General features: G+C 64.0%; 1 protein-coding gene. It reads left to right on the forward strand.

All coding sequences use genetic code 11. The features are described from left to right. The coding region (gene iolD / locus ASR47_RS00120; RefSeq protein WP_065305759.1) for a 3D-(3,5/4)-trihydroxycyclohexane-1,2-dione acylhydrolase (decyclizing) at positions 1-1,462 on the forward strand (1,462 nt) is incomplete at both ends.

Raw genomic sequence — 1,462 nt, forward strand, 5'->3', positions numbered from 1 at the left:
ATCAATACAAGGACAGCTTTCCCACCTACCGCGCCCACAATGAGCAGGCGATGGCGCATGCGGCGATTGCCTACGCCAAGGCCCATATGCGCCGGCGCATGATGGCCGTGACCAGCTCGATCGGTCCGGGCGCCACCAATCTGCTGACGGCCGCCGCGCTGGCGCATGTCAATCGCCTGCCGGTGCTGCTCTTGCCGGGCGATGTATTCGTCTCGCGCGCGCCGGACCCGGTATTGCAGCAGCTGGAAGATGGCGGGGACGGCAGCGTGTCCGTCAACGACGCCTTCAAGCCGCTGTCGCGCTATTTCGACCGCATTATCTATCCGGAACAGCTATTGACGGCCTTGCCGCGCGCCATCGCCGCCCTGACCGACCCGGCCGCCTGCGGCCCGGTCACCCTGTCGCTGCCGCAGGATGTGCAGACCATGGCGTATGACTATCCGGAAGAATTTTTTGCGCCGCGCGTGGTACGGTTTCGTGCAATTCCACCGGTGGTTTCCGAGCTGGAAGAGGCTGCAGACGTGTTGCGCAACGCGCAGCAGCCTTTGATCGTGGCCGGTGGCGGCGTGCTGTATGGCCAGGCCGGCGCAGCCTTGCGGGCGTTTGCCGAGCGCCATGGTATTCCCGTGGCGGAAACCCATGCCGGTAAAAGTGCCTTGCCGTGGGACCATGCGCTGCAGCTGGGGGCGATTGGCGTCACCGGATCACCTGCCGCCAATTCGATTGCGGGTGAAGCGGATCTTGTGCTGGCGGTCGGCACGCGGCTGCAGGATTTCACGACCGGCTCGAACTCGCTGTTTGCCAGGGCCGAACTGGTCAGCCTGAATGTGAATGGCTTTGACGCCCTGAAACGCCGTGGCCTTGGTGTGCAGGCCGACGCCACCCTGGGCCTGCAAGGCTTGTCGGCCTTGTTGCCAGAGTGGACCAGCAGCGCCGAATGGCAGGAACGTGCCCGGCGCGAAGCGGCCGGCTGGCGCGACACCGTCACCGCCATTACCGGTCAGCGTGAGGTGGCCGGCCTGCCGTATGACGGCGAAGTGATCGGCGCCGTGCAGCGCTCGTCCAACACCTCGACAGCCAACGATATCGTTGTCTGCGCGGCGGGCACCTTGCCGGCCGAGCTGCACAAGCTGTGGCGCACGTCCACCCCCGGCGGCTACCATATGGAATACGGTTATTCGTGCATGGGCTATGAGATCGCCGGCGGCCTGGGCGTCAAGATGGCCAAACCCGCATCCGACGTGATCGTGATGGTCGGCGACGGCAGTTATCTGATGATGAATTCGGAGATCGCCACCTCGGTCATGCTCGATAAAAAGCTGATCATCGTGGTCTTGGATAACCGCGGCTACGGCTGCATCAACCGCCTGCAGCAGGCCTGCGGCAATGCGCCGTTCAACAATATGCTGGCCGATTGCCTGCAGGAAGGAGAAGGCGCGCCGCGCATCGATTTTGCGCTGCA

Origin of the sequence: Janthinobacterium psychrotolerans (assembly GCF_001677885.1) — a bacterium.
GTDB classification, from domain to species: domain Bacteria; phylum Pseudomonadota; class Gammaproteobacteria; order Burkholderiales; family Burkholderiaceae_D; genus Janthinobacterium; species Janthinobacterium psychrotolerans.